Origin of the sequence: Nocardioides terrigena, from assembly GCF_003047265.1 — a bacterium.
In the GTDB taxonomy this organism is placed as follows: domain Bacteria; phylum Actinomycetota; class Actinomycetes; order Propionibacteriales; family Nocardioidaceae; genus Nocardioides; species Nocardioides terrigena.
This window is the reverse complement of sequence record NZ_PZYY01000003.1, coordinates 301470-327325: the sequence shown is the minus strand read 5'-3', so window position 1 is coordinate 327325 and position 25856 is coordinate 301470. Positions and strand designations below refer to the sequence as shown.

The 25856-nt window shown below is 71.4% G+C and carries 28 protein-coding genes; 23 read left to right on the top strand and 5 right to left on the bottom strand.

What is annotated here, in order from left to right:
* The first annotated feature begins 87 nt into the window (after nt 1-87).
* Nucleotides 88-1053: a heme o synthase gene (locus DAE25_RS08285; RefSeq protein WP_107765724.1), complete on the top strand. Its 966-nt coding sequence runs from the start codon at nt 88-90 to the stop codon at nt 1051-1053.
* 28 nt (nt 1054-1081) lie between these two features.
* Here DAE25_RS08285 and DAE25_RS08280 read toward each other — a convergent pair whose 3' ends face one another.
* From DAE25_RS08280 to DAE25_RS08270, 3 genes are read right to left on the bottom strand one after another with little or no spacing between them, the layout of a single operon-like run.
* Nucleotides 1082-1999: a COX15/CtaA family protein gene (locus tag DAE25_RS08280; protein WP_107765723.1), complete on the bottom strand. Its 918-nt coding sequence runs from the start codon at nt 1997-1999 to the stop codon at nt 1082-1084.
* A 1-nt stretch (nt 2000) separates the two neighbouring features.
* A complete protein-coding gene (locus DAE25_RS08275; protein WP_234410922.1) occupies nt 2001-2780 on the bottom strand; it encodes an ABC transporter permease in 780 nt (259 codons plus the stop codon).
* A gap of 11 nt (nt 2781-2791) precedes the next feature.
* A complete protein-coding gene (locus DAE25_RS08270) occupies nt 2792-3742 on the bottom strand; it encodes an ABC transporter ATP-binding protein (protein ID WP_234410921.1) in 951 nt (316 codons plus the stop codon).
* A 73-nt stretch (nt 3743-3815) separates the two neighbouring features.
* Here DAE25_RS08270 and DAE25_RS08265 point away from each other — a divergent pair, with 73 nt between their 5' ends.
* The 19 genes from DAE25_RS08265 (at nt 3816) to DAE25_RS08175 (ending at nt 19571) form a co-directional block, all read left to right on the top strand.
* Nucleotides 3816-4823 (top strand): ATP-binding cassette domain-containing protein, encoded by a 1008-nt coding sequence (locus DAE25_RS08265; RefSeq protein WP_107765720.1) that lies wholly within the window; start codon nt 3816-3818, stop codon nt 4821-4823.
* Nucleotides 4820-5644, top strand: a complete 825-nt coding sequence (locus DAE25_RS08260) for an ABC transporter permease (RefSeq protein ID WP_107765719.1) — start codon at nt 4820-4822, stop codon at nt 5642-5644. The genes DAE25_RS08265 and DAE25_RS08260 overlap by 4 nt, the downstream gene beginning before the upstream one ends.
* A 70-nt stretch (nt 5645-5714) precedes the next feature.
* A complete protein-coding gene (locus DAE25_RS08255) occupies nt 5715-6428 on the top strand; it encodes a helix-turn-helix transcriptional regulator (RefSeq protein ID WP_056888681.1) in 714 nt (237 codons plus the stop codon).
* Nucleotides 6425-7843 (top strand): Fe-S cluster assembly protein SufB, encoded by a 1419-nt coding sequence (gene sufB, locus DAE25_RS08250; RefSeq protein ID WP_056888680.1) that lies wholly within the window; start codon nt 6425-6427, stop codon nt 7841-7843. Before DAE25_RS08255 ends, sufB begins: the two co-directional genes overlap by 4 nt.
* A gap of 98 nt (nt 7844-7941) precedes the next feature.
* Entirely contained in the window at nt 7942-9084 is a 1143-nt protein-coding gene (gene sufD / locus DAE25_RS08245; protein ID WP_234410920.1) for a Fe-S cluster assembly protein SufD, read from the top strand.
* The gene (locus tag DAE25_RS08240) at nt 9084-9431 is read left to right on the top strand and encodes a non-heme iron oxygenase ferredoxin subunit (protein ID WP_107765717.1); all 348 of its coding nucleotides are present in this window, start codon (nt 9084-9086) and stop codon (nt 9429-9431) included. The genes sufD and DAE25_RS08240 overlap by 1 nt, the downstream gene beginning before the upstream one ends.
* On the top strand, nt 9428-10186 hold the full coding sequence (sufC, locus tag DAE25_RS08235; RefSeq protein WP_107765716.1) for a Fe-S cluster assembly ATPase SufC: 759 nt from the start codon (nt 9428-9430) through the stop codon (nt 10184-10186). The genes DAE25_RS08240 and sufC overlap by 4 nt, the downstream gene beginning before the upstream one ends.
* Before the next feature lie 111 nt (nt 10187-10297).
* Nucleotides 10298-11557 carry a cysteine desulfurase gene (locus DAE25_RS08230; RefSeq protein WP_107765715.1) on the top strand — a complete coding sequence of 420 codons (1260 nt, stop codon included), beginning with the start codon at nt 10298-10300 and terminating at the stop codon, nt 11555-11557.
* Nucleotides 11557-12003 (top strand): Fe-S cluster assembly sulfur transfer protein SufU, encoded by a 447-nt coding sequence (gene sufU / locus DAE25_RS08225; protein ID WP_107765714.1) that lies wholly within the window; start codon nt 11557-11559, stop codon nt 12001-12003. The genes DAE25_RS08230 and sufU overlap by 1 nt, the downstream gene beginning before the upstream one ends.
* The gene (locus DAE25_RS08220; RefSeq protein ID WP_056888674.1) at nt 12000-12392 is read left to right on the top strand and encodes a metal-sulfur cluster assembly factor; all 393 of its coding nucleotides are present in this window, start codon (nt 12000-12002) and stop codon (nt 12390-12392) included. Before sufU ends, DAE25_RS08220 begins: the two co-directional genes overlap by 4 nt.
* Nucleotides 12393-12439: 47 nt before the next feature.
* On the top strand, nt 12440-12823 hold the full coding sequence (locus tag DAE25_RS08215; protein ID WP_107765713.1) for an ASCH domain-containing protein: 384 nt from the start codon (nt 12440-12442) through the stop codon (nt 12821-12823).
* A 3-nt stretch (nt 12824-12826) separates the two neighbouring features.
* Entirely contained in the window at nt 12827-13372 is a 546-nt protein-coding gene (locus tag DAE25_RS08210) for an NYN domain-containing protein (protein WP_107765712.1), read from the top strand.
* 52 nt (nt 13373-13424) lie between these two features.
* On the top strand, nt 13425-14357 hold the full coding sequence (locus DAE25_RS08205) for an ABC transporter ATP-binding protein (RefSeq protein ID WP_107765711.1): 933 nt from the start codon (nt 13425-13427) through the stop codon (nt 14355-14357).
* Nucleotides 14357-15232 (top strand): ABC transporter permease, encoded by an 876-nt coding sequence (locus tag DAE25_RS08200; RefSeq protein ID WP_107765710.1) that lies wholly within the window; start codon nt 14357-14359, stop codon nt 15230-15232. Before DAE25_RS08205 ends, DAE25_RS08200 begins: the two co-directional genes overlap by 1 nt.
* A 28-nt stretch (nt 15233-15260) precedes the next feature.
* Nucleotides 15261-15503, top strand: coding sequence for a helix-turn-helix transcriptional regulator (locus tag DAE25_RS08195; RefSeq protein ID WP_107765709.1), 243 nt, complete (start codon nt 15261-15263; stop codon nt 15501-15503).
* 21 nt (nt 15504-15524) lie between these two features.
* Nucleotides 15525-16127: an acVLRF1 family peptidyl-tRNA hydrolase gene (locus DAE25_RS08190; protein ID WP_107765708.1), complete on the top strand. Its 603-nt coding sequence runs from the start codon at nt 15525-15527 to the stop codon at nt 16125-16127.
* A gap of 78 nt (nt 16128-16205) precedes the next feature.
* Nucleotides 16206-17096, top strand: coding sequence for an ABC transporter ATP-binding protein (locus tag DAE25_RS08185; RefSeq protein WP_107765707.1), 891 nt, complete (start codon nt 16206-16208; stop codon nt 17094-17096).
* A complete protein-coding gene (locus DAE25_RS08180) occupies nt 17093-18658 on the top strand; it encodes an ABC transporter permease (RefSeq protein ID WP_159083642.1) in 1566 nt (521 codons plus the stop codon). Before DAE25_RS08185 ends, DAE25_RS08180 begins: the two co-directional genes overlap by 4 nt.
* Nucleotides 18659-18668: 10 nt before the next feature.
* Nucleotides 18669-19571 carry a phosphotransferase gene (locus tag DAE25_RS08175; protein ID WP_107765705.1) on the top strand — a complete coding sequence of 301 codons (903 nt, stop codon included), beginning with the start codon at nt 18669-18671 and terminating at the stop codon, nt 19569-19571.
* Between the two features lie 81 nt (nt 19572-19652).
* Here the strand turns inward: DAE25_RS08175 and ypfJ are convergent, their stop codons facing one another.
* Nucleotides 19653-20585 (bottom strand): KPN_02809 family neutral zinc metallopeptidase, encoded by a 933-nt coding sequence (ypfJ, locus tag DAE25_RS08170; protein WP_107765704.1) that lies wholly within the window; start codon nt 20583-20585, stop codon nt 19653-19655.
* A 117-nt stretch (nt 20586-20702) separates the two neighbouring features.
* Between ypfJ and DAE25_RS08165 the strand changes: the two genes are divergently transcribed.
* The 3 genes from DAE25_RS08165 to DAE25_RS08155 all read left to right on the top strand — a co-directional run bounded on the left by DAE25_RS08165 (nt 20703) and on the right by DAE25_RS08155 (nt 25049).
* Entirely contained in the window at nt 20703-22301 is a 1599-nt protein-coding gene (locus DAE25_RS08165) for an ABC-F family ATP-binding cassette domain-containing protein (RefSeq protein ID WP_056888664.1), read from the top strand.
* Nucleotides 22302-22389: 88 nt separating this feature from the next.
* Entirely contained in the window at nt 22390-24276 is a 1887-nt protein-coding gene (locus DAE25_RS08160; protein ID WP_234410919.1) for an ABC transporter ATP-binding protein, read from the top strand.
* Between the two features lie 17 nt (nt 24277-24293).
* Nucleotides 24294-25049: an SDR family oxidoreductase gene (locus DAE25_RS08155; protein WP_107765703.1), complete on the top strand. Its 756-nt coding sequence runs from the start codon at nt 24294-24296 to the stop codon at nt 25047-25049.
* Here the strand turns inward: DAE25_RS08155 and DAE25_RS08150 are convergent.
* Complete coding sequence (locus tag DAE25_RS08150) at nt 24935-25834, bottom strand: SURF1 family cytochrome oxidase biogenesis protein (protein WP_107765702.1); 900 nt, start codon at nt 25832-25834, stop codon at nt 24935-24937. The two genes, DAE25_RS08155 and DAE25_RS08150, sit on opposite strands and share 115 nt — an antisense overlap.
* Between the last annotated feature and the right edge of the window lie 22 nt (nt 25835-25856).

Sequence of the window (25856 nt, the reverse complement as noted above, 5' to 3'; positions counted from 1 at the left end):
ACGATCATTGGCAGGCACCGCCGAGCCTACTCATGCCGAGGTCTAGACTCGACCCCGCACCGTCCCCCTTCCCGCGAGGTCCCCACCGTGTCCCACGTCGGCCGTTCGGCCAACGCTGCCGTGCCGTCGGCGCCCTCCGGTGACCCGGCGACAGGCGGAGAGCGCGCCTCGTTCCGTGACGTCGTGGCGGCGTACGTCGGGCTCACCAAGCCCCGCGTCATCGAGCTGCTGCTCCTCACCACCGTCCCGGTGATGTTCTTCGCGGCCCGCGGCATCCCGCCGCTCGGGCTAGTCGCCGCCACCGTCGTGGGCGGTGCGCTGTCCGCCGGGTCCGCGTCGGCCTTCAACTGCGTCTACGACCGCGACATCGACGAGCAGATGCGGCGCACGCGGCGCCGTGCCCTCCCGCGGCACATCGTCTCGCCGCTGTCGGCGCTCGTCTTCGCCACCGTCCTGGCCGTCCTGTCGACCGTCGTGCTGGCGGTGTGGGTCAACTGGCTCTCGGCCGCGCTCTCCCTGCTGGCCAACGCGTTCTACGTGCTCGTCTACACGATGGTGCTCAAGCGCCGCACGACGCAGAACATCGTGTGGGGCGGCCTGGCCGGCTGCTTCCCGGCGCTCATCGGCTGGACGGCGGTGACCAACGAGCTGGCATGGACGCCCGTCATCCTCTTCCTGGTCGTCTTCTTCTGGACGCCGCCGCACACCTGGGCCCTGGCCCTGCGCTACCGCGAGGACTACGCCGGCGTGGACGTGCCGATGCTGCCGGCCGTCGCCCCGGCGGCGTCCGTCGGGCGGCAGATCGTCCTCTACAGCTGGGTGATGGTCGCCACGTCCCTGTTGTTGTGGCCGGTCGCCGGCACCAGCTGGTTCTACCCCACCGCGGCGGGCGTGCTCGGGGCCGTGTTCCTCGTCGAGGCCCACCGGATGTGGCGCCGCACCAAGGCTTCGGACGACTTGTCGGTGATCAACCCGATGCGGCTGTTCCACCACTCCAACCTCTACCTCAGCCTGCTGTTCGTCGCGGTCGCCCTCGACCCGCTCATCGGCTGAGGCCGGGCCGGGACCGGACCGACGGAGCTCAGCCGCGGTGGCGTGGGCGGACCGCCAGGACGACCCAGGTGACGCTCGCGGAGACGAGCGCGGCGCCGAGCATGTGGATGCCGACCAGGATCTCCGGCAGGTCGGTGAAGTACTGCACGAAGCCGACGACCCCCTGCGCCACCTCGAGGACGAGCAGCAGGAGGACCGCGCGGGCCAGGGTCGGCGAACCGACCCGACGGGCGGCGACGGCGAGCCCCAGGGTGAGCGCGAGCAGCAGGTAGACCGCCGCGGCGTGCACGTGCGACATGACCTGGGGGTCCAGGCCCGTACGACGCGAGTCGAGGTCGCCGGAGTGCGGGCCGCTGCCGGTGACGACGGTGCCGAGGTAGAGCACCACCCAGGTCACCGCGAAGACCGCCCAGGCCAGGGCGGCCAGCCGGGGGGAGCCGTCGCGGTCGGGCCCGCGCAGCTCGTCGAGCAGCACCACGCAGACGCCGATGATCGCCATCGAGACGAGCAGGTGCAGGGACACGATCCAGGGGTTGAGGTCGGTGTGCACCGTGATGCCGCCGATGATCGCCTGGGCCGGGATGCCGAGCGCCACGGTGGTCGCCAGGAGGAAGGGACGCCACTCCCGCTCGCTGCGCCAGGAGCGGACCAGGCCCACGAGCATGACGACCCAGAGCGCGACGGCCAGGACGACCAGCACGAAGGTGAGCAGCCGGTTGCCGAACTCGATCGCGCCGTGGATGCCGAGCTCGCCGTGGGCGACGTACGAGTCGTCGGTGCAGCGCGGCCACGTCGGGCAGCCGAGGCCGGAGCCGGTGAGCCGCACGGCCCCGCCGGTGATGACGATGCCGATGTTGGCGACGAGGTTGGCGACGGCCAGCGGCCACGCGAGGCGTCGGACGCCGGAGGTGGGTCGGAGGTCGGCGGACTGGTCGAGGCGGGTCATGTCATTCCCAGGTGAAGGTGCGTGCGGTCAGGAGGGTGCCGACGGCACCCCAGACGAGGAGGACGAGGATCGCGGTGGCGTCGAGGCGGGCGTCGACGAGGGCGGCGCGCATCGCGTCGCCCAAGGCCGCCGAAGGGAGCCACTGGAGGAAGCCGGACGCGGCGCCGTACGACGACGTGGGGAGCACCACGCCGCCCCCGACCATGAGGAGCAGGTAGACGAGGTTGGCCAGCGCCAGGGTGGCCTCGGCGCGGAGCACACCGGCGACGAAGAGGCCGAGCGAGGCGAACGCCCAGGTACCGGCCGCGACCGCGAGCACGGTGGAGCCGACCGTCGTCACCGGTTCGTCGAGGGTGGGCTGCCAGCCCAGGGCGAGTCCGACCACGACCAGCACGACGAGCTGGAGCGCCACCACGTTGAGCAGGGCCAGCACCTTGCCGAGCAGGAGGCCGTGGCGGGGGAGTGGTGAGGCGCCGAGGCGCTTGATCACGCCGTAGCGGCGCTCGAACCCGGTGGCGATCGCGATCGACGTGAAAGCCGTGGACATCACGGCCAGCGCCAGGACCCCGGGCACGAGGACGTCGACGGCCCGGTGGCCCTCCAGGTCGAGACCCAGCCGGTCGGCACCGGCGACGCCGCCGACGAGCACGATCACGGGGATGACGATGGCCAGGAGGAGCTGCTCGCCGTTGCGCAGCATGAGCCGCGCCTCCATCCGGGCCTGCGCGGCGACCTGACGGTGCAGCGGGGCGGCTCCGGGGCGGGGGGCGAAGGTGCTCACGGGGGTGCCCTTCATCCGACCAGCTCGTGACCGGTGAGCTCGAGGAAGACGTCCTCGAGGGTGCGACGGCCGAGGGAGAGCGACTCGGGCAGCACGTCGTGGCGCTCGCACCAGGCCGAGACCGTCGCCAGGGTGCTGCCGTCGGCGGGACCGGTGATGAGCATGCTCACGGCGTCCAGCTGGGTCACCTCGGTGTCCGGCCCGAGCGCGGTGCGCAGCGACTCCGGCGCGCCGTCGGGGAACGGCCTCGTGACAACGAGGCGGATGGTGGCGGACCGGCCGCCGCTGGTGAGCTCGGTCGGCGAGCCCGACGCGATGAGGCGGCCACGGTCGATGATGTGGATGGTGTCCGCGAGGTGCTCGGCCTCGTCCATGTGGTGGGTGGTGAGCACGACGGTCACCCCGTCGGCGCGCAGCTCGTCGAGCAGCTCCCACGTGGCCCGCCGGGCCTGGGGGTCCATGCCGGCGGTGGGCTCGTCGACGAAGACGAGCTCGGGGCGTCCGACCAGGGCCATGGCCAGGCCGAGGCGCTGCTGCTGGCCGCCGGAGAGGCGCCGGTACGGCGTGCGCCCGCAGTCGGCGAGCCCGAGCCGGTCGCTGAGCATGGCCGTGTCGAGAGGGTGGGCGTGCAGTGCCGCGATGTGGTCGAGCATCTCCATGGCCCGGACTCCCGACCAGGCACCCCCGTCCTGCAGCATCACCCCGATGCGGGGGAGCAGGGCACGACGCTGGCGGTGCGGGTCGAGCCCCAGCACCCGGACGGTGCCGCCCTGCGGCCGGCGGTAGCCCTCGCAGGTCTCCAGCGTGGTGGTCTTCCCTGCGCCGTTGGGTCCCAGGACGGCCGTCACGGAGCCGCGCTCCACGCGCAGGGACAGGCCGTCGACGGCGACCTTGTCGCCGTACCGCATGACCAGTCCGTCGACCTCGACGGCAGGGCCGTGGGAAGGCGAGTCGGTCGGCACGCTGGGAAGTCTAGGAGCGGCCCCGAGGAAAAGCGGACGCGCCCTGTCCCCGGTGGTGGCTAGCGTGGGCTGCATGACATCGACCCACGCCATCGAGGCGGAGCACCTGGTCAAGCACTTCGGCGACACCGTCGCCGTCGACGACGTCTCGTTCGTCGTTCCGGAGGGCTCGGTCCTCGGCCTCCTGGGTCCCAACGGGGCCGGCAAGACCACCACGGTGCGGATGATGACAACACTCACCCTGCCGACGTCCGGGACGGCCCGGGTCGCCGGGCACGACGTGGTGCAGGAGCCTGACGCCGTGCGACGCAGCATGGGCCTGACCGGCCAGGCCGCCACTGTGGACGAGCTGCTCACGGGCCGGGAGAACCTCCGCCTCATCGGCCAGCTCTACGGCCTGGACAAGGGCTACATCTCGCGGGCCAGCGAGGACCTCCTGGAGCGCTTCTCCCTCGGGGAGGCGGGGGACCGGATCGCCAAGACCTACTCCGGGGGCATGCGCCGCCGCCTCGACCTGGCGGTCAGCCTCATCGCCACGCCACCGGTGCTGTTCCTCGACGAGCCCACCACGGGGCTCGACCCGCGTTCGCGCGTCGAGCTGTGGGAGGTGCTGCGCGAGCTGGTGGCGGACGGTACGACGCTGCTCCTCACGACGCAGTACCTCGAGGAGGCCGACCAGCTGGCCGACAACATCGTGGTCATCGACCGCGGGACGGTGATCGCCGAGGGCACCCCGCTGCAGCTCAAGGACCAGTCCGGGGCGGCGGCGCTGGTCGTCACCGTCTCGGAGGCCAGGGACCTCGAGGCCGCGGAGGCGCTCATGCGACCCCACGTCCGGGAGATGCACGTCGACCACGGGGCCCGCCAGATCACCGCGCCCGCCGAGGGCCTGGGCCACATGACCCGCGTCGCCGGCATCTTCGACGAGAGCGGGATCGTGCTCGACGACATCGGGCTCAAGCGCCCGAGCCTCGACGACGTGTTCCTCCACCTGACCGGCCACCGCGCGGAGGATGCGGAGGCCGACGCGGGCTCCGACGGGACCAGCTCCACCGACCAGAGCAAGGAGGCCGTCCGATGAGGACGCTCGAGCGCCCCGAGATCCGCCAGACCGGGCTGATGGGCCAGTCGTGGTCGATCGCCCGCCGCAACTTCCTGCACATCCGCCGGATGCCCGAGATGCTGCTCGACGTCACCATCCAGCCGGTGATGTTCGTGCTGCTCTTCGCCTTCGTGTTCGGCTCGTCGATCGCTGTCGACACCCCGGCGGGCTACCGCGCGTGGCTGCTCCCCGGGATCATGGCCCAGACGGTCGCCTTCGCGTCCTTCATCGTCGCCGTGGGCCTCACCGCGGACCTCGAGAAGGGCATCGTCGACCGGATGCGCTCGTTGCCGATCAACTCCTCGGCCGTCCTGGTGGGACGCAGCATCTCCAGCCTGGCGCACTCCTCGATCGGCCTGGTGGTGATGTCCCTGACCGGGCTGCTCATCGGCTGGCGCATCCACACCGGCGTGCCCGAGGCGGTCCTCGGCTACCTGCTGCTCCTGGGCTGGGGCTTCGCGATGATCTGGGTCGGGATCTGGGTGGGCTCGGCGATGCGCTCGGTCGAGGCGGTCAACGGCGTGATGTTCGCGACGATGTTCCCCATCACCTTCCTCGCGAACACGTTCGCCCCGACCGACCAGATGCCCACCGTGCTGCGCTTCATCGCGGAGTGGAACCCGATCTCGTCCCTGACCCAGTCGGTCCGGGTCCTCTGGGGCAACGACCAGCCCCTCGCTCCGGGCGCGGCCTTCCCGATGCACCACCCGATCCCGTTCACGATCGGCTGGATCCTGCTGATCACCGCCGTGGTGGCGCCGCTGGCCATCCGCACGTTCCGACGTCGTACGGCCTCCTGACGCTTGCAGCGGGTCCGGGTAAGGGGACCCTTGCTTGAATGCGTGGAAGCATTAACGTCACACTTGCGTTGTGCAATTCGTGAGGACGACTGCTGCGGCGCCCGACAGGGACGCCCCGACCCGTGAGCGGGTGGCTCGGTCGATCCTCGAGAACGGCCCCTCCACGGCCGTTGCGCTGGCCGAGCGGCTCGAGCTGACGCCGGCCGCCGTGCGTCGACACCTCGAGCACCTGGCCGAGAGCGGCACCGTCGAGGGACGCGAGCAGAAGGTCTACGGCCACCGCGGTCGTGGGCGCCCGGCTCGCGTCTTTGCGCTGACCGACTCCGGTCGCGACGCCTTCGACCAGCAGTACGACGACCTCGCGGTCGCCGCGCTGCGCTTCGTCGCCGAGACCCAGGGCGAGGACGCGGTCGTCGAGTTCGCCCGGCGCCGGGTCGCCTTCGTCGAGCGCGACTACGCAGCCGTGATGGCCGAGGAGCCCACGCTCACCCCGGCCGAGGCCCTCGCCCGGGTCTTCACCGCCGGTGGCTACGCGGCCACCGTGCGCCAGCTCCCGATCGGCGACCAGCTCTGCCAGCAGCACTGCCCGGTCGCACACGTGGCCCACGAGTTCCCGCAGCTGTGCGAGGCCGAGACCGAGGCCATCGGCCGGGTCCTCGGCACGCACGTCCAGCGGCTGGCGACGATCGCCCACGGCGACGGCGTCTGCACGACCTGCATCCCCAGCACGACCGGCACCACCCAGACCACGAGCACCCCCTCGAGCACCAAGGAGAAGGCATGACCTCCATCGAAGAGCTCAACCCCGAGCTCCAGGGCATCGGCCGTTACGAGTTCGGCTGGTCCGACTCCGACGCGGCCGGCGCCGCCGCGACCCGCGGGCTGAACGAGGACGTCGTCCGCGACATCTCCGCGAAGAAGAACGAGCCGCAGTGGATGCTCGACCTGCGCCTGAAGGGCCTCAAGCTCTTCCACCGCAAGCCGATGCCGACCTGGGGCTCCGACCTCAGCACCATCGACTTCGACAACATCAAGTACTTCGTCCGCTCCAGCGAGAAGCAGGCGACCTCCTGGGACGACCTCCCCGAGGACATCAAGAACACCTACGACAAGCTCGGCATCCCCGAGGCGGAGAAGCAGCGCCTCGTGTCCGGTGTCGCCGCGCAGTACGAGTCCGAGGTCGTCTACCACTCGATCCGCGAGGACCTCGAGGAGCAGGGCGTCCTCTTCCTGGACACCGACACGGCGCTGCGCGAGCAGCCCGAGCTGTTCCAGGAGTACTTCGGCACGGTGATCCCGGTCGGCGACAACAAGTTCGCCGCGCTCAACACCAGCGTCTGGTCCGGCGGGTCGTTCATCTACGTCCCCAAGGGCGTCCACGTGGACATCCCGCTGCAGGCCTACTTCCGGATCAACACCGAGAACATGGGCCAGTTCGAGCGCACCCTCATCATCGTCGACGAGGACGCCTACGTGCACTACGTCGAGGGCTGCACCGCACCGATCTACTCGTCCGACTCGCTGCACTCGGCCGTCGTGGAGATCATCGTCAAGAAGGGTGGTCGCTGCCGCTACACGACCATCCAGAACTGGTCCAACAACGTCTACAACCTCGTCACCAAGCGCGCCACCTGCGAGGCCGGCGCGACCATGGAGTGGGTCGACGGCAACATCGGCTCCAAGGTGACGATGAAGTACCCCGCCATCTACCTGATGGGCGAGCACGCCAAGGGCGAGACCCTGTCGATCGCCTTCGCGGGCGAGGGCCAGCACCAGGACGCCGGCGCCAAGATGGTGCACGCGGCGCCCCACACCTCCAGCTCGATCCTGAGCAAGTCGGTGGCGCGCGGCGGTGGCCGGACGTCGTACCGCGGCCTCATCCAGGTCAACGAGGGCGCCTACGGCTCCAAGTCCAACGTGCTGTGCGACGCGCTGCTCGTCGACCAGATCTCGCGCTCCGACACCTATCCCTACGTCGACATCCGCGAGGACGACGTGTCGATGGGCCACGAGGCGAGCGTCTCCAAGGTCTCCGACGACCAGCTCTTCTACCTGATGTCGCGCGGCATGGAGCAGGACGAGGCGATGGCCATGATCGTCCGCGGCTTCGTGGAGCCCATCGCCAAGGAGCTCCCGATGGAGTACGCCCTCGAGCTCAACCGCCTGATCGAGCTGCAGATGGAGGGTGCGGTCGGCTGATCCTCCGGGATCGGCACCGCCCCCAGACCACCCGTCGTACGTAGGAAAGAAGTAGAGCTGTAGTGACTGTCACGGATTCTGTTCGGTCTGCCCTCGAGGTGGACAAGGTCGAGAGCCACCTGCACCCCGCGGGCTCCTTCGACGTCGCCGACCACGTGGTGCCCACCGGCCGCGAGGAGATCTGGCGCTTCACCCCGCTCAAGCGGCTCAAGGGCCTCCACGCGGACGCGGAGTTCCAGCCGAGCGCCACGGCGTGCACCTGGAACACCCCGGCCGGCGTGCGCGTCGAGGGCGTGGACGGCGACGAGGCGCGCGCGCTGCGCGGGGTGAGCGGCCTCGTGCCCAACACCCGCTTCGCGGCGCGTGTCCTCGCCGAGGTGCCCTCGACGCTGCTCGTGGACGTGCCGGCCGACGCCGACGTCACCGAGCCGGTCGTCGTCGAGCTGACCGGCGAGGACGCGGGCGTGACCGAGGCGGGCCACGTCGTGCTCCGCTTCGGCCGCCACTCGCGCGCCACCGTGGTGCTCAACCACACCGGCCACGCGTCGATGGCGCAGGTCGTCGAGGTCGTGGTGGGCGACGGTGCCCAGGCCTCGGTCATCTCGCTGCAGGACTGGGAGGACGACGCCGTCCACCTCACCCACCACCAGACGCTGGTCGGCCGCGACGCGACGTACAAGCACGTGGCGGTCAGCTTCGGCGGCGACGTCGTCCGGATGGACGCCAACGTGACTTACGACGGTCCCGGCGGGTCCGCCGAGCTGCTGGGCCTCTACTTCGCGGACGCCGGCCAGCACATCGAGCACCGGCTCTTCGCCGACCACGACGCGCCGCGCACCAAGAGCAACGTGATGTACAAGGGCGCGCTCCAGGGCCAGGGCGCCCACACCGTGTGGATCGGCAACGTGCTGATCCGCAAGGTCGCCGAGGGCATCGAGACCTACGAGGAGAACCGCAACCTCGTGCTCAGCGACGGCTGCCACGCCGACTCGGTCCCCAACCTCGAGATCGAGACCGGCGAGATCGAGGGGGCCGGCCACGCCAGCGCCACCGCCCGCTTCGACGACGAGCAGCTGTTCTACCTCCGCGCCCGCGGCATCGACGACAAGGAGGCCCGCCGACTCGTCGTGCACGGCTTCTTCAACGACCTGATCCGCAAGATCGGCGTGCCCTCCATCGAGGACAGGCTGATGAGCACGGTCGAGGCCGAGCTCGCCAAGAATGTGCTGAAGGACCTCTGATGGCCTGGGTCAAGGCGTGCGCGCTCGCCGACGTACCCACCGACGAGGCCCTCGCGGTCACCGTCGGGGCCTACGAGGTCGCGGTGGCCCGGGACGGCGACGAGGTCTTCGCCATCCAGGACCAGTGCTCGCACGCGGCCGTCGCCCTGAGCGAGGGCGAGGTCGAGGACTGCACGGTCGAGTGCTGGCTGCACGGCTCGCGCTTCGACCTCCGCACCGGCAAGCCCACCGGCCTGCCGGCCACCGAACCTGTAGCAACCTTCCCTGTAGACGTCCGTGACGACGCGGGCAGCCTGGCTGTCTGGGTCGACACCGACACCACCCTGAACGGAGTCACCCCCGCATGAGCAAGCTCGAGATCAAGGACCTCCAGGTCACCGTCGACACCGAGGACGGTCCCAAGCAGATCCTCAAGGGCGTCACGCTGACGATCAACGACGGTGAGACCCACGCGATCATGGGCCCCAACGGGTCGGGCAAGTCGACGCTGGCCTACTCCATCGCCGGCCACCCGAAGTACACGATCACCGGCGGCACCGTGACCCTCGACGGCGAGGACGTCCTCGCGATGACGGTCGACGAGCGCGCCCGCGCCGGGATGTTCCTGGCGATGCAGTACCCCGTCGAGGTCCCCGGCGTCTCGGTGTCCAACTTCCTGCGCACCGCCAAGACCGCCATCGACGGCGAGGCCCCCAAGCTCCGCACCTGGGTCAAGGACGTCAACGCGGCTCTCGAGCAGCTCAACCTGGACCCGACGTTCGGCACTCGCAACGTCAACGAGGGCTTCTCCGGTGGCGAGAAGAAGCGCCACGAGATCGCCCAGCTCGAGCTGCTCAACCCCAAGGTCGCCATCCTCGACGAGACCGACTCGGGCCTCGACATCGACGCGCTGCGCGTCGTCAGCGACGGTGTCAACCGCTTCCGCGCCCAGGAGGGCAAGGGTGTCCTGCTGATCACGCACTACACCCGCATCCTGCGCTACATCACCCCCGACTTCGTGCACGTCTTCGTCGACGGCCGGATCGCCGAGCAGGGCGGCCCGGAGCTGGCGGATCAACTAGAAGCCGAGGGCTACGACAAGTACACGTCGGCGCTGCGATAAGCGGCGCTGGGCGGCGTTGTCGTCGCTCGACGGCCGCTTCGCTCTCAGGCCGTCTTCGCTCCTCCGCCTTCCCCAGTACCACTTCTCCCAACGCCTTGAGAGGATTCGACCATGATCGAGGGACTGCTTCCCGAGCTGGAGGTCATCCGCAAGGACTTCCCGATCCTCGAGCGCACGCTCGCGGGCGGGTACCCGCTGGTCTACCTCGACAGCGCCAACACCTCGCAGAAGCCGCAGGTCGTCATCGACACGATGGTCGACCACCTCGAGCGCCACAACGCCAACGTCGCCCGCGCCATGCACCAGCTGGGCGCGGAGGCGTCGGAGGCCTTCGAGGCCGGGCGCGACAAGGTCGCGGCGTTCATCAAGGCGCCGAGCCGCGACGAGGTGATCTTCACCAAGAACGCCTCCGAGGCGCTCAACCTGGTCGCCAACACGCTCGCGTGGCGCGGTGACCTCCAGGTCGGCGAGGGCGACGAGGTCGTCATCACCGAGATGGAGCACCACTCCAACATCGTGCCGTGGCAGCTGCTCACCGAGCGCACCGGAGCGACTCTGCGGTGGTTCGGGCTGACCGACGACGGGCGGCTCGACCTGTCGAACATCGACGAGCTCATCACCGAGCGCACCAAGGTCGTCTCGCTGACCTGGGTGTCCAACATGCTCGGCACGATCAACCCCGTCCGCGAGATCGCCGACCGCGCCCACCAGGTCGGGGCGATCGTCGTGGTGGACGCATCCCAGGCGGCGCCCCAGCTGCCGGTGGACGTCGTCGCCAGCGGTGCCGACGTGCTCGTCTTCACCGGCCACAAGGTGGTCGGGCCGACCGGAATCGGCGTCCTCTGGGGGCGTCGCGAGGTGCTCGAGCAGCTGCCGCCCTTCCTCGGTGGCGGCGAGATGATCGAGACGGTCCGGATGGAGCGCTCGACGTACGCCGGGATCCCGCACAAGTTCGAGGCCGGTACGCCGCCGATCGTCGAGGCCGTGGGCCTCGGCGCCGCCGTCGACTACCTCGACCACGTGGGCATGGACGCCATCCACGCACACGAGCAGGCCATCACGGCGTACGCCCTCGAGGGCCTGCAGACCGTGCCCGGCCTGACCGTCATGGGTCCGCTCGACGCCGCCTCGCGCGGCGGCGCGATCTCCTTCGAGATCGCCGGCGTGCACCCCCACGACGTCGCCCAGGTGCTCGACTCGCGCGGCATCGCCGTGCGGGCCGGACACCACTGCGCCAAGCCGGCACACGCGCGATTCGGCGTCCAGAGCTCGACCCGCATGTCGTCGTACCTCTACACGACCCCGGCCGAGATCGACGCGCTCGTCGAGGGGCTGCACCACACCCGCTCCTACTTCAAGCTGGATGCCTGATGGACCTCGACTCCCTCTACCAGGAGATCATCCTGGACCACTACAAGCACCCCCACCACGCGGGTCTGCGCGACCCGTTCGAGGCGGAGGTGCACCACGTCAACCCCACCTGCGGCGACGAGGTGACGTTGCGCGTCCACGTCGCCGACGGCGTGGTCGAGGACGTGTCGTACGACGCCCTGGGCTGCTCCATCTCGCAGGCGTCCACCTCCGTGATGACCGACCTCCTCATCGGCAAGAGCGTCGACGAGGCCATGACGATCCACCAGACGTTCCTGGAGCTGATGCAGGGCAAGGGACAGGTCGAGCCCGACGAGGACGTCCTCGAGGACGGCATCGCGTTCGCCGGAGTCGCCAAGTTCCCCGCCCGCGTCAAGTGCGCCCTCCTCTCCTGGATGGCGTGGAAGGACGCGACCGCACAGAGTCTCGACAAGGAGAAGGCATGACCAACGACAGCACCGGTGCCCCCGCACACGTCCCCGACCACGGTGACCTCCCCGACGTACCCGCCGCCGGCGGCACCACCACGGTGACGATCGACGACGTGACCGAGGCGATGAAGGACGTTGTCGACCCCGAGCTCGGCATCAACGTCGTGGACCTCGGCCTGGTCTACGGCGTGCACGTCGACGAGGGCAGCAACGCCGTCATCGACATGACCCTGACCTCGGCGGCCTGCCCGCTGACCGACGTGATCATGGACCAGACGCAGTCCGCGCTCGAGGGCATCGTCAACGACGTGGCCATCAACTGGGTCTGGATGCCGCCGTGGGGCCCGGACAAGATCACCGACGACGGCCGCGAGCAGCTGCGCGCCCTCGGCTTCAACGTCTGAGGCGTCGGGTCGGTCGGGACTCCCGGCCGTCCGGCTAGGGTTCGCGCATGAGCGACGCCGACATGACCGTGTCCGAGCCGGACCACCCCGAGGTCCGGGCCTTCTGGGACGTCGCCCGCGTCCACGCGAAGATGAACGCAGCGTCGTCGTACTTCGGTCCGACGCCGCTGGAGTCGGTGCCGCCGCCGGCCTGGTCGTACGGCGACTCCCCGGCCGAGGCGGGGGAGTTCGTCGCCGCCGCGCTCGAGTCCGAGGGTGGCTCCACCACCGCACCGCTCGCGGACTACGACGGCATCCTGCCCGAGGAGGGCGTCCTCTCGATCCTCTGCGACGGCGACGGGCGACCGCGGGCCCTCGTCGAGACCACCACGGTGGCCGTCGACGGCGACGAGGTGCGTGAGCAGTTCCGCGTCGTCTACCGGGGCGACTGACCCGTGTCGGAGCGCACGACCTACCTCCTCGTCGACGGCGAGAACATCGACGCCACCCTGGGCGGCTCGATCCTCGGCCGTCGTCCCCGTCCCGAGGAGCGCCCCCGCTGGGACCGGCTGCTCGAGTGGACCGAGCGGGCGTTCGACCAGGACGTCACCGGACTCTTCTTCCTCGCGGCCACCACGGAGCTGCCGACGACGTTCGTGCAGGCCCTGATCGCGATCGGCTTCCGGCCCGTGCCGCTCAGCGGCGCCGGCAAGGTGGTCGACATCGCCATCCAGCGCACCGCCGACGCGCTCGTCGAGCGTGACGCCGACGTGGTGCTGGTCAGCCACGACGGCGACTTCGTGGAGCAGGTGTCCCGCCTGTGCGACGGCAGCCGCCAGGTGGGCGTCGTCGGCTTCAACGAGTTCGTCAACGGGGCGTTCCGTGGCCTGCCGGGCCTGCGCATCATCGACCTCGAGCACGACGTGGGCGCCTTCACCGCTCCGCTCCCGCGCGTGCGCGTCATCCCCATCGACGAGTTCGACCCGCTCGACTTCCTCTGAATCCCCCGTAGCACTCTTGCTGCCCCCGTAGCACACGTACTACATTGCTGCGATGGGTGACAACGAGCCCGGGGGACCGGTCGTCGAGGTCCGCGACCTGCGGATGCGCTACGGCGACAAGGACGTGCTGGTCGGCGTCGACTTCACCATCGACGCGGGCGAGGTGGTCTGCCTGCTCGGGCCCAACGGGGCCGGCAAGACCACGACGATCGAGATCCTCGAGGGCTTCCGGGAGCGGTCGGCCGGGGCGGTCACCGTGCTCGAGCAGGATCCGAGCCGGGCGACCGAGGCATGGCGGGCCCGCACCGGCGTCGTCCTGCAGTCCTGGCGTGACCACCCGCGCTGGACCCCGCGCCGCCTGCTCGACCAGATGGGCGGCTACTACGCGCCGTACGGCACCGCCGAGCGCCCGCGCCCCGTCCCGACCGACGAGCTGCTCGACGTCGTCGGCCTGACGGAGCTGGCGGACCAGCGGATCGCGACGTTCTCCGGCGGGCAGCGGCGTCGGCTGGACGTGGCGATGGGGATCGTGGGCAGGCCCGAGCTGCTGTTCCTCGACGAGCCCACCGCCGGCTTCGACCCGCAGGCACGACGGGAGTTCCACCACCTCGTCCACCGCCTGACCGACCTCGAGGGCACCACGATCCTGCTCACCACCCACGACCTGGACGAGGCCGAGAAGCTGGCCGACCGGGTGCTGATCCTGGCCGGCGGGCGGATCGTCGCGGACGACACCGCCGAGCGGCTCGCCCTGCGGGCGGCCATCGACGTCGAGGTCAAGTGGTCGCGCGACGGGGAGCGGTTCGTGCACGCGACCCAGGACGCCACCGCCTTCGTCCACCAGCTGCTGGACGAGCACGGCGATGCCGTCGTCGACCTCGAGGTACGCCGGGCCAGCCTCGAGGACGCGTACCTGGCCCTGGTGCAGAGCCACGAGTCGGGCCGGTCGGACGAGGCGGCGCGCGCCTTCACGGAGGTGATCTGATGGCGACCGGGTCGAGCGTGCCGCCGAGCCCGGTCCTGCACGCGGTCCGGCTCGGCGTACGACGCGGCTGGGCCGAGTTCGTGCAGAGCCTGCGCAGCTCGCAGGACCAGTGGTTCTACCTCTTCACGGCGTTCCTCGCCGTGGGCTACCTCTACCTGCGCCGCGACACCCCCGTGGAGGGCACGGACCTGTTCCTGCCCTCCGTGGCCCTGCCCAGCATCCTCGGCGGGTTGCTGGCGTTCGGCCTGGTCATCGGCCCCGCCTACAGCCTGGCCATGGAGAAGGAGGACGGGACCCTCCTGCGCGCCAAGGCGGTGCCCCACGGCCTGGTCGGGTACTTCGCCGGCCAGCTGGTCCTGCACTCGTCCAGCATCGTGCCCCAGATGGTCGCCGTCCTGGTGCCGAGCTTCCTGCTCTTCGACGGGCTGATGGCCGACCCCTCGGGCTGGTGGACGGTGGCCTGGGTGCTGGTGCTGGCCCTGCTGGCCACCCTGCCGATCGGGATGGCGATCGGGGCCCTGGTGCCGAGTGCGCAGAAAGTCGGCATGTGGGGCATGCTCCCCGTCATGCTGCTCGCCGGGATCTCCGGCATCTTCTATCCCATCGATGCCTTGTGGGGGTGGGTGCAGGTGGTCGCGCAGCTCTTCCCGATGTACTGGCTTGGCCTGGGCATGCGGTCCGCCTTCCTCCCCGACAGCGCCGCGGCGCTCGAGATCGGCGAATCGTGGCGGACCCTGGAGACGGTGCTCGTGCTCGGTGCCTGGGCCGTCGTCGGCGCTCTCGTCGTCCCCGCCCTGCTGCGCCGGATGGCCCGACGCCAGTCGGGGTCCCAGGTGGCGGCCGCGCGAGAGGCCGCGACACAATGGGTCAAGTGAACCGGCGGTCGAGCGGTCGGGCTGCCCGATGAGCGAGTCGGTCCACAACCGCATCGCCCTGCTGCGCGCCGAGCAGGGGGTCAGCCGGCGTGACCTCGCGTCCGCCCTGGGCGTGCACTACCAGACCGTCGGCTACCTCGAGCGCGGTGAGAACAGCCCGAGCCTGGACCTCGCCCTGCGGATCGCCGAGTTCTTCGGGGTGCCGGTGGAGGCGGTGTTCTCGCTCCGTCCCTTCCCGCGGGTCAGCGACGGGGCGGGTCGCTCGGCCTGAGGTGCGGCTACCGTCTGAGCCGTGCCCGTCGTCCTGGTCCCGCCCGCCCGCCTCGAGCGCTGGGTCGTCAACTTCGAGGCCCGGCACGGGGCCACGTCGTACGCCGTCGAGGACGGTGGGCTGCGTGGCGAGGCCGCCGACGGGTCGTCGTTCGTGGCCCGCCCGCCGTTCGCCGCGACGTACGACGCCGTGCCCGACGTCGGCGCCCTGCTCGCTGCATCCGGCCCCCCTGACCGGTGGGGGGTGCTGCTCGTCCGCAAGGGCGGGTTCGCGGTGGCCCGGCTCGAGGGCGCGCGGATGGTCGAGCACAAGATCGGCCAGCGCCACGTGCAGGGCCGGACCAAGGCCGGGGGCCAGAGCCAGCAGCGCTTCGCGCGCCGACGCGACAACCAGGCCCGCCAGGCCTACGAGGCCGCGGCCGAGCACGCGGCGCGGATCCTGCGTCCGGGACCTCTCGTGACGGGCGGAGACCGGACGGCGGTGGACGAGGTGCTGACCGACGCTCGGCTGTCCGGGATGCGGTTGGTGGAGCCGTGGTTGCCGGTGCCCGACCCCCGGCGCGCGGTCCTCGACCAGGCGATCGCCGACGCGCAGTCGCTGTCGGTCGACGTCACCAACGCCTGAGGCCGCCGGGTCCTGCGCCGCTCCCGACGGGTCTTTCGTCCCTGCCCGGTGACCGGCGCCGCGCCTAGCCTTGAGGTCGTGGCGAACCCCATCGAGATCAGCGGTCTCGTCAAGACCTTCGGCCGTTCCCGGGCCCTCGACGGGCTGGACCTGACGGTGGCGCCGGGCGAGGTGCACGGCTTCCTCGGGCCCAACGGTGCCGGCAAGTCGACGACGCTGCGGGTGCTCCTCGGGCTGCTGAGGGTCGACAGCGGATCGGCCACGGTCTTCGGCCTCGACCCGTGGCGTGACGCGACCGAGATCCACGGCCGGCTGGCCTACGTGCCCGGCGACGTGAGCCTGTGGCCCAACCTCTCCGGGGGCGAGACCATCGACCTGCTGCTCCGCATGCGCGGCGTGCGCCCCGCCGACACCCGGCGCGAGGAGCTGCTCGAGCGGTTCGGGCTCGACCCGACCAAGAAGGGCCGCGCCTACTCCAAGGGCAACCGGCAGAAGGTCGCCCTGGTCGCCGCCTTCGCCGCACCGGTCGAGCTGCTCGTCCTCGACGAGCCCACCTCCGGCCTCGACCCGCTCATGGAGCAGGTCTTCAACGAGTGCCTGGCCGAGCACCGGGGGACGGGCACGACGGTGCTGCTCTCCAGCCACATCCTGAGCGAGGTCGAGCGGCTGGCGGACCGGGTCACCATCATCCGCGAGGGCCGGACCGTGGAGACCGGCTCGTTGACCGACCTGCGGCACCTGCGGCGCAACCGGGTCCGGGCGGAGGTCTCGGGCGTCGTCCCGGACCTGGCCGCCGTGCCCGGGGTGCACGAGGTGGTCACCGAGGGACGGGTCATCAGCTGCTCGGTCGATCCCGTCGGCCTGCCCGCGCTGCTGTCCGCGCTCGACGGGGCCGGCGTCCTCTCGCTGACCAGCACCCCTCCCACCCTCGAGGAGCTCTTCCTCGACGCCTACCGGAGCACGCCGTGAGTGTGCAGCTCAAGGGGACCCTGCTGCTCGTCCGCTTCGCGCTCAGGCGCGACCGGGTCCTGCTCCCCGCATGGGTGGGCGTCCTCGGGGCCATGGTCGCCGCCAGCGCGGTGGGCACGACCGGCCTGTATGCCGACGCCCGCGAGCGGGTCGCGGCCGCCGAGGCCATCAACGCCAGCCCGGCGATCGTGGCCCTCTACGGGCCGATCCTCGACACCGCCAGTGTCGGCGAGCTGGCCATGGCCAAGATGACCGTCCTGTACGCCGTGTTCGTGGCGTTCATGGGGGTGGTGATCGTCCGTCGGCACACGCGTGTCGAGGAGGAGAGCGGTCGCGCCGAGCTGGTCGGTGCCACGGCCGTCGGCGCGGACGCCCCGGTCGCCGCCGCGCTGGCGGAGGCCGCGCTGGCCGCCGTCGCCGTCGGGGTGCTGGCGGCCGTGGGCAACGTCGCCGGTGGGCTGCCGGTCGCTGGGGCGGTGCTCTTCGGGGCGTCCTGGACCGGGATCGCCCTGGTCGGCGCCGCCGTGGGCCTGCTCGCCGCGCAGGTCTCGAGCAGTGCGCGCACCGTGGGGTTCGTGGCCTCGGGCGTGATCGGCGGCCTCTACCTCGTGCGCGCCGTGGGGGACACCACGGCGTGGTGGCTGGGTTGGGCGAGCCCGTTCGGCTGGGGGACGCGACTGAGCGCCTGGTCCGAGCCCCGCCCCTGGGTGCTGGTCCTCCACCCGCTCCTGGCGGCCGCCCTGACCTTTGTCGCGGTGGCCCTGCGCCGGCGACGGGACCTCGGCTCCGGCCTGCTGCCGGACCGCCCGGGTCCCGCCCACGGCTCACCGCGCCTCCGGGACGCCGTCGCCCTCGCCTGGCACAACCAGTCCACCGCCCTGCTGGGCTGGACCGTCGGGATCGCGGGGATGGGGGTCCTGATGGGGTCGATCGTGCCCGACATCGGCTCGATGCTCGACTCGGCCGACGCCCGGGCGGTCATCGAGGCGATGGGCGGCCTCGGCGGCCTGCAGGACGCCCTGGTCTTCGCGCTGGCGTCGATCATCGCGGTGGTGATCACCTGCTTCGGGATCGCCGCCATCACCCGGGCGGCGGGGGACGAGTACGCGGGCCGCACCGAGACCGTCCTCGCGACGGCGACGACGCGGGACCGGGTTCTCCTGGCGGTGGGCGGACTGGCCATCGTCGGGTCCACGTGGCTGCTGCTCGTGTCCGGGGCGGCCACCGCGGTCGGGCGCGGCGACGGCCTCGACCCGGTGTGGGCGTCCCTCGCCCAGGCGCCCGCCGTGTGGCTGGTGCTGGGCCTCGGTCTGGTCCTCCTCACCATCCGCAGCCGATGGGCGGTCGCCGGCTGGGCGCTGCTGGCGGCCTTCGTGACCGTCGGCCAGGTGGGGGAGACGCTGCGGCTGCCGGACTGGCTGATCGGGCTCTCGCCCTACCACCACGTGCCGAAGTACCCCTCCGAGGCCTTCGTCTGGACTCCCGGCCTGGTGATGACCGGGCTCGCGGGCGCGGCGCTGCTCGTCGCCTGGTTGCGCTTCCGCAGCCGCGACATCGGCTAGCGTCCTCGCCATGTGGCAGCCCGAGCCCGGTTGGCAGCGACTCCCCGGCGCCGGCCCGTCGACGTTCGGCGTGTGGTCCGCGGTCGAGGACGGCCGCGAGCTGGTGGTCAAGCGCTTCGCCGCCCCCGAGCCGCCCGACCCGGCCGGCCTGCGCGACCCACGGGACACCGGCTACTGGCGGCGGGCCGCGGACGTCGCGCTGTCCGGTGTCGTACGCCGCACCCCCGGGCTGCGCGAGGCCCCCGTCGTCCGGGTGGACGAGGACGAGGACGGCGTGACCGTGGTGCACGAGCGAGTGACGGGCGAGGCCCCGGGCGGGCTCTTCATCGCGCACTGCCTCGGGCGCTTCGCCGGGGCCGACCTCGGTGACGAGCCGTGGCTGGCCACCGGTCAGCTCCGCACCCGGCTCGGCCTCGTCGAGCGTCGCGGGGGGTGGCGCACCCTCGCCCGGACGCCGACGGCCGACATCGCCGAGCACCTGTGGAGCAGGCGGGACTCGTGGCTCGCCCGCTGCGACGACCTGCCCCGGGTCGCCCAGCACGGGGACCCGGTCGCCGCCAACGTGCCCGTCCGTGACGGCAGCGATGCCGTGGCCATCGACTGGTCGCACCTCGGCACGGGGCCCGTGGGTGCCGACCTCGGCTACCTCTCGCTGTCCTCGCGCGAGGGGTTCGAGACCTTGATCGACGCCTACCTCGACGGCCTCCCCGAAGGCTCCGCGACCCGGGAGCAGGCCGAGCTCGGCGCCCAGGTGACCGCCGTCTACACCGCCCTCACCCGGGTCGACTGGGCGCTCGGCCGGGTCGCCGACGGGGAGGGCGCCCTCGCCGGCAAGTTCCGCCACCCCGCGGTCGCGCCGTACATCGTCGCGATGCAGCGCCAGGTGACGCAGATCGAGGCCCTGCTCGGCTGATCCTGGGGTAGTCCGTGACGAAGGGACCCCGGATCTCGCGATCCAGGGGTCCGACCGTCACGGACTACCCCGAGGAGCGGGTCAGAGCTCGGTGGCGGCGAACGTGTCGCACGCCTCGAGAGAGCCCTCCTCGAAGCCGACCATGAACCAGCGCATCCGCTGCTCCGACGACCCGTGGGTCCAGCCCTCGGGGTCGACCCGCTGGCCGGACTTCTGCTGGATCCGGTCGTCACCGACGGTCTTGGCCGAGTCGATCGCCTCGTCGATGTCGCCCTGGTCGAGGTCGAGGAGGATGCCGTCACCGTCGCTGGCGTCGCGCGTCCACATGCCGGCGTAGCAGTCGGCCTGCAGCTCGAGGCGCACGGCGTCGGACTCGGGGCCCTGCTGGGTGCGGACCTGGCCCATGGTGCCGAGCATGTTCTGGATGTGGTGCCCGTACTCGTGGGCGAGGACGTAGGGCTCGACGAAGTCGCCGCCCTGCCCGCCGAGCTGTCCCTCGAGCACGTCGGAGAAGAAGGTCGTGTCGAGGTAGATCTGCTGGTCGGCCGGGCAGTAGAACGGGCCGACCTGGGAGGTGGCCTGGCCGCAGCCGGTGTTGACGCCACCGCTGAAGGTGATGGTCTGCGCGGGGACGAGCTCGGTGCCGCCCTGCTCGGGCAGCGTGGCCCCCCAGTACTGCTCGAGGGACAGGAGCACGGCCTTGCGGGCGCAGTCGGCGTCGTTCTCCGCGTCGGCGCCGGTCCTGCAGTTGGCGTAGCGCTCGCTGTCCTGGTCCAGGCCCGAGGGGTTGCCGCCCTGGCTGGTCGGGTCGATGGCCGTGCCGCCACCTCCGCCGCCGCCCATGCACTGGGTGAGGACGAGGAACAAGATGATGACCAGCACGCCACCGATGCCGCCGCCGGCCTTGGTGCCACCGGGCATCGGGATGCGCATGCCACCGCCACCGCCGCCACCGCCACGCCCGGCGTCGCCGACGCGACCTCCGCTGATGTCAGCCTTCGGGTTGAACCGCATGAGGGTGCGCCTTTCGGTGGAGCAGGAGGGTCGGGGGGCAGGCTAACGCGCCGTTGCCCGATCGCGCGTCACCGCCGATTCCTAGGGGTGGGTCCTTCCTCCGTACACTCGGGACCGATGATCACCGCCCAGCAGCTCGAGGTCCGCGCGGGCGCTCGCCTCCTCATGGAGAACGTCTCGTTCCGCATCGCCGCAGGCGACAAGGTCGGCCTCGTCGGTCGCAACGGCGCCGGCAAGACGACCCTCACCAAGATCCTCGCCGGCGAGGCCCAGCCGGCCTCCGGCACCGTCCTCACCAGTGGCGAGGTCGGCTACCTCCCGCAGGACCCCCGCATCGGCAACCCCGAGGTCCTGGCCCGAGAGCGGATCCTGTCCGCACGCGGTCTCGACGACGTCGTACGCCGCCTGCGCGACGCCGAGGTCGAGATGGCCGACGAGGACCCCGCCGTCCACGAGCGCGGCATGAAGCGGTGGGCCCGGGCCGACGCCGAGCTGCACGCCGGCGGCGGGTACGCGGCCGAGTCCGAGGCCGCCCAGATCGCCAGCAGCCTCGGCATCGAGGCGCGGCTGCTCGAGCAGCCCCTCAAGACGCTGTCCGGCGGCCAGCGCCGCCGCGTGGAGCTCGCGCGCATCCTGTTCTCCGGTGCCGAGACCCTGCTCCTCGACGAGCCCACCAACCACCTCGACGCCGACTCCATCGTCTGGCTGCGCGGCTTCCTGTCCTCCCACCGCGGCGGCCTCATCGTGATCAGCCACGACAACGCCCTGCTCGAGGCGACCGTCAACAAGGTCATGCACCTCGACGCCAACCGCGGCGTCATCGACGTCTACAACATGGGCTGGAAGAACTACCTCACCCAGCGCGAGACCGACGAGCGTCGCCGCAAGCGCGAGCGGGCCAACGCGGAGAGCAAGGCCAAGACCCTCACCGACCAGGCCAACAAGATGCGGGCCAAGGCGTCCAAGGCGACCGCCGCCCAGTCGATGCTCAAGCGCGCCGAGAAGATGGTCTCGAGCCTCGAGGGCGAGCGGGCCTCCGACAAGGTGGCGCGGATCAAGTTCCCCGCCCCCGCCTCCTGCGGCAAGACCCCGATCACTGCCGAGGAGCTGTCCAAGTCCTACGGCTCGCTGGAGGTCTTCACCGACGTCGACCTCGCCGTCGACCGCGGATCCCGGGTGGTGATCCTGGGCCTCAACGGTGCGGGCAAGACCACGATGCTGCGGATCCTGGCCGGCGTCGACGAGGCCGACACCGGTCGCGTGCTGCCCGGACACGGGCTCAAGGTCGGCTACTACGCCCAGGAGCACGAGACCCTCGACACGGGTCGCACCGTGCTGGAGAACATGCAGTCGGCCGCCCCCCAGCTCACCGACAGCGAGGCGCGCAGCGTGCTCGGGTCGTTCCTCTTCTCCGGTGACGACGCGCACAAGTCCGCGTCGGTGCTGTCCGGTGGCGAGAAGACCCGCCTGGCCCTGGCCGCCCTGGTGGTCTCCAGCGCCAACGTGCTGCTGCTCGACGAGCCCACCAACAACCTCGACCCGGCGTCGCGGGAAGAAGTGCTGGCCGCGATCCGTTCCTACGAAGGAGCGATCATCCTCGTCACCCACGACGAGGGGGCCGTGCGGGCCCTCGAGCCCGACCGGGTGCTGCTGCTCCCCGACGGGGACGAGGACCTGTGGAACGAGGGCTACCTCGACCTGGTGTCGCTCGCCTGACCCGGAGCGCCGCCGACTTGTCCTCATGTGGACATGAAGTCCTAGCCTCCCGATCGGGACGTGCCACTGCAGGACCTGAGGAGGTCGCATGTCGATGATGAGCCCCGGTGGGCGTGGAGCGGTCTTCCGCCACATGCGCACCGACCGGTCCGAGGTGCCGCGTGGCGTGAGCCGCGAGACCGTACGCCGCGTGCTGTCGTTCGCTCGTCCGCACCGCGGCCTCATCACCGTGTTCCTGCTGCTGACCGTGGTCGACGCCTGCCTCGTGGTCGTCAACCCGCTGCTCGTGCAGCGCCTGGTGGACGACGGCATCACGGCTGGCAACGGCCGCCTGGTCACCCTGCTCGCGCTCGCGATGGCGGGCGTGGCGATCGTCAGCGCAGCCCTCGCGGTGGTCGCCGGCTGGTTCTCCTCGCGGATCGGCGAGGGCCTCATCTTCGACCTCCGCACGCAGGTCTTCGGCCACGTGCAGCGGCAGAGCCTGGCCTTCTTCACCCGCACCCAGACCGGCGCCCTCGTGTCGCGGCTCAACAACGACGTGATCGGCGCCCAGCGCGCCTTCACGTCCACCCTGTCGAGCACGGTGTCCAACTCGATCTCGGTCGTGGTGGTCGGCATCGCGATGCTGGCGCTGAGCTGGCAGGTGACCCTGCTGTGCCTGATGCTCTTCCCCATCCTGCTGATCACCTCGCGGATCGTCGGCACCAAGCTGGCCGGGCTGACCCGCGACCAGATGGACGGCAACGCCGACCTCGGCAACGCGATGACCGAGCGCTTCAACGTGGGCGGCGCCATGCTGCTCAAGCTCTTCGGCCGCCGCACCGAGGAGGACGTCGTCTTCGCCCAGAAGGCGGGCGTCGTGCGCGACCTCGGGGTGCGGATCTCGCTCATCACCCGGATCTTCGGCGCCTCCATGATGCTCGTCCCGGCGCTGGCCACCGCGCTGGTCTACGGCGTCGGCGGTCACCTCGCCATCCAGGACGAGCTGACCGTGGGCACGCTGTTCGCCCTGGCGACGCTGCTCCTGCGCCTGCTCGGCCCGCTCCAGGGACTCTCCAACGTGCGCATCGACGTGATGACCGCGCTGGTCAGCTTCGAGCGGGTCTTCGAGGTGCTCGACCTGCCGTCGCTGGTCGCCGAGAAGCCCGGCGCTACCGTGCTTCCGCGTACCGCCTCCCGGCTCGAGTTCGACCACGTCTCGTTCAGCTACCCCAGCGCGGACGAGGTGTCCCTCGCGTCGTTGGAGAAGGTCGCGCGGGTCGAGTCCCGGGACAACGGCGAGGTGCTGAACGGTGTCTCGTTCACCGCGGAGCCCGGCCAGATGGTCGCCCTCGTCGGCCCGTCCGGCGCCGGCAAGACGACCGTCACGCACCTGGTCGCCCGGTTGTACGACGCCACGTCCGGCGCCGTGCGTGTCGGCGGCCAGGACGTCCGCGACGTCACCCTGGAGTCGCTGGAGGACGCGGTCGGCTACGTCACCCAGGACGCCCACATGTTCCACGACACGATCCGGGCCAACCTCGTCTACGCCCGCCCCGGTGCCACCGACGAGGAGATCTGGGCGGCGCTCGAGGCGGCGCAGGTCGGCACCCTGGCGCGGAGCCTGCCCGACGGCCTCGACACCGTCGTCGGCGACCGCGGCTACCGGCTCTCCGGAGGGGAGCGGCAGCGCCTCGCCATCGCCCGGTTGCTGCTCAAGTCCCCGTCGATCGTCGTCCTCGACGAGGCCACCGCCCACCTCGACAGCGAGTCGGAGGCCGCCGTGCAGCGCGCCCTCGACGCCGCCCTGGAGGAGCGGACCTCCCTCGTCATCGCGCACCGGCTCTCGACCGTGCGCAACGCCGACCAGATCCTCGTGCTCGAGGACGGCCGCGTCGTCCAGTCCGGGACGCACGCGTCGCTGCTCGCCGAGGGTGGCCTGTACGCCGACCTGTACGCCACGCAGTTCCGGGAGGACGCGGCGCAGGTCGGGTGACTGGCTAGGGTCGGGGGATGGACCTACGTCTCTCGGACCGTGTCTACGTCGTCACCGGGGGAGCGCGTGGTCTCGGCCGGGCGACCGCCGACTGCCTCGTCGCCGAGGGTGCCCGGGTCGTGCTGTCCGGGCGCTCGGCGGAGACGCTGGAGTCCGCTGCTGCCGACCTCGGCGAGGCGGCCACCACGGTCGAGGCCGACAACGCGGACCCCGCCACACCGGCCCGGCTGGTCGCGGCCGCCCACGAGCGCTGGGGGCGCCTGGACGGCGCCCTGATCTCGGTCGGCGGGCCGCCCAAGGGGCCGGTCACCGCCATGACCGACGAGCAGTGGACGGCCGCCTTCGGGTCGGTCTTCCTCGGCGCCGTGCGGCTGGCCCGCGAGATCGGCTCCGCGCTGGGGGAGGGCGGTTCACTGGCTCTGGTCCTGAGCTCGAGCGTGCGTGCGCCGCTGGCCGACATGGCCATCTCCAACGGCCTGCGTCCCGGGCTGGCGATGGTCGCCAAGACCCTCGCCGACGAGCTGGGACCCCGCGGGGTGCGGGTCAACGGGCTGCTCCCGGGCCGGGTGGCCACCGACCGGGTCGCCGAGCTGGACGAGCTGTCCGGAGACGCCGCCGCGGCGCGGGCCGCCGCCGAGGCGACCATCCCGCTGGGGCGTTACGGAGAGCCGGAGGAGTTCGGCCGGGCCGCGGCCTTCCTGCTGTCGCCGGCGGCGTCCTTCGTCACCGGGGTCATGCTGCCGGTCGACGGTGGGATGCTCCGCTCGCTCTGAGCGCCGGCCGCCGCATTCGTCCCGGCGGCCGGCTGCCGACGCGAGCCGCGCACCGGCCCACGGCCGCCGCGCGACTCGTCGTACACGAGGTAGGCGAAGCCGAAGAGCGCCAGGGCGCCGAAGAACCACCACTGCAGGCCGTAGAAGAAGTGCGGACCGTTGTCTAGGTCGGGGAGCTGGGCGGGGGCCAGGGCCTGCTCGGGCTCGGGCGACTCCGAGCGGAGGTCGACGAAGCCCTCCAGGACCTCCCGGTCGATGGCGGGGCCGATCTCGGCGCTGCTGATCGCTCGGGTCGAGAAGTCGGTGACCGCGGCGCTGTCGCCCGCGGCGTCCGCCCGCACCCAGCCCTCGATCTCCACCTCGCCGGCCGGGGGAGCGGGTACGTCGTCGGGGGTGGTGCCGCGGTTGTCGGTCGCGAACCAGCCCCGGTCGACCAGCAGGCTCGTGCCGTCGGCCAGCCCCAGCGGGACCACGACGTCAACACCGGCCGCACCGTCGCGGGTGCGGTAGCGGACGACGACGGTCGAGTCGACGTCGTACGTGCCGGTCGCGGTCACCCGGGTCCACTCCTCGTCGGAGGACACGGGGGCGTCGACCCCCAGGACGTCGGTGACGGGCACCGGTGCCTGGGTCTCGTTGCGCTCGATGACGGCGTTGCGGTCCTTGCGGTCCTCGAGGCGGTGGAACTGCCACTCGCCGAGGCGCCACGCCACCCACGCGAGCGCGAGGACGGTGAGCAGGAAGAGCACCCAGCGTCTGCTGAGCAGGAACCGGAACCGTCGCACTGCTCGAGGCTATCCGGCGACC

What these genes read in the sequence shown, in the direction of transcription:
- sufB (WP_056888680.1), top strand. Translation starts at nt 6,425, where the DNA reads ATGACCTCCATCGAAGAGCTCAACCCCGAGCTCCAGGGCATCGGCCGT.
- DAE25_RS08230 (WP_107765715.1), top strand. Translation starts at nt 10,298, where the DNA reads ATGATCGAGGGACTGCTTCCCGAGCTGGAGGTCATCCGCAAGGACTTC.
- sufC (WP_107765716.1), top strand. Translation starts at nt 9,428, where the DNA reads ATGAGCAAGCTCGAGATCAAGGACCTCCAGGTCACCGTCGACACCGAG.
- sufU (WP_107765714.1), top strand. Translation starts at nt 11,557, where the DNA reads ATGGACCTCGACTCCCTCTACCAGGAGATCATCCTGGACCACTACAAG.
- ypfJ (WP_107765704.1), bottom strand. Translation starts at nt 20,585, where the DNA reads ATGCGGTTCAACCCGAAGGCTGACATCAGCGGAGGTCGCGTCGGCGAC.
- DAE25_RS08265 (WP_107765720.1), top strand. Translation starts at nt 3,816, where the DNA reads ATGACATCGACCCACGCCATCGAGGCGGAGCACCTGGTCAAGCACTTC.
- DAE25_RS08200 (WP_107765710.1), top strand. Translation starts at nt 14,357, where the DNA reads ATGGCGACCGGGTCGAGCGTGCCGCCGAGCCCGGTCCTGCACGCGGTC.
- DAE25_RS08175 (WP_107765705.1), top strand. Translation starts at nt 18,669, where the DNA reads ATGTGGCAGCCCGAGCCCGGTTGGCAGCGACTCCCCGGCGCCGGCCCG.
- DAE25_RS08205 (WP_107765711.1), top strand. Translation starts at nt 13,425, where the DNA reads ATGGGTGACAACGAGCCCGGGGGACCGGTCGTCGAGGTCCGCGACCTG.
- DAE25_RS08280 (WP_107765723.1), bottom strand. Translation starts at nt 1,999, where the DNA reads ATGACCCGCCTCGACCAGTCCGCCGACCTCCGACCCACCTCCGGCGTC.
- DAE25_RS08220 (WP_056888674.1), top strand. Translation starts at nt 12,000, where the DNA reads ATGACCAACGACAGCACCGGTGCCCCCGCACACGTCCCCGACCACGGT.
- DAE25_RS08195 (WP_107765709.1), top strand. Translation starts at nt 15,261, where the DNA reads ATGAGCGAGTCGGTCCACAACCGCATCGCCCTGCTGCGCGCCGAGCAG.
- DAE25_RS08240 (WP_107765717.1), top strand. Translation starts at nt 9,084, where the DNA reads ATGGCCTGGGTCAAGGCGTGCGCGCTCGCCGACGTACCCACCGACGAG.
- DAE25_RS08155 (WP_107765703.1), top strand. Translation starts at nt 24,294, where the DNA reads ATGGACCTACGTCTCTCGGACCGTGTCTACGTCGTCACCGGGGGAGCG.
- DAE25_RS08160 (WP_234410919.1), top strand. Translation starts at nt 22,390, where the DNA reads ATGTCGATGATGAGCCCCGGTGGGCGTGGAGCGGTCTTCCGCCACATG.
- DAE25_RS08260 (WP_107765719.1), top strand. Translation starts at nt 4,820, where the DNA reads ATGAGGACGCTCGAGCGCCCCGAGATCCGCCAGACCGGGCTGATGGGC.
- DAE25_RS08165 (WP_056888664.1), top strand. Translation starts at nt 20,703, where the DNA reads ATGATCACCGCCCAGCAGCTCGAGGTCCGCGCGGGCGCTCGCCTCCTC.
- DAE25_RS08215 (WP_107765713.1), top strand. Translation starts at nt 12,440, where the DNA reads ATGAGCGACGCCGACATGACCGTGTCCGAGCCGGACCACCCCGAGGTC.